Annotated in this window: 1 rRNA gene; it reads right to left on the reverse strand. The window is 33.8% G+C overall.

The features are described from left to right. Nucleotides 1-484: 484 nt before the first annotated feature. Nucleotides 485-574: ribosomal RNA gene (gene rrf, locus FLS47_RS06285) — 5S ribosomal RNA — on the reverse strand; the annotation flags it as partial.

Below are 574 nucleotides of genomic sequence, written 5' to 3' on the forward strand. Positions count from 1 at the left end.
CAGCAGAATCTTTTAATGCAAAAATAAAAGCATTCAGAAGTCAGTTTAGAGGGGTTCGTGATATCAATTTTTTCTTATTCAGATTGACTAAGTTATTTGCTTAGTCCACAGGTTTTGTACATGATCCGTTAAAGGCATCAGTTGATGCTTTCACAACATTCTTATAAGTGGTAAAATTCCATTAATATCCAAAACTAAATCAGTGAGCGAGGTTAATAGATTGTATTAATTCTTTGTTTGTGATTCTGAAATTCCAGTTCTAATTAATCAAAAGACAAATAAAGTTGATTATTGATTACGATGCTTTGCACCACTTTGACACGGCCTATTATACTATAAGCTTGACCTGGAAAATCTATTTTCCAAAAGATGTAACTGTAGTTTCAAGAACAATTTGGAATAAATTTTAACTAAATATGCTATAAATGAAAATTTTAAACGCAAAAAAGCCTTAGTACATAATGTACTAAGGCTGTTGTATAAAAAAAGGCACCGACCTACTCTCCCACCTGTTACGGCAATACCATCGGCTCGGGCGGGCTTAACTTCTCTGTTCGGAATGGGAAGAGGTGAA

Origin of the sequence: Sphingobacterium cavernae (genome assembly GCF_008520265.1) — a bacterium.
In the GTDB taxonomy this organism is placed as follows: Bacteria; Bacteroidota; Bacteroidia; order Sphingobacteriales; family Sphingobacteriaceae; genus Sphingobacterium; species Sphingobacterium cavernae.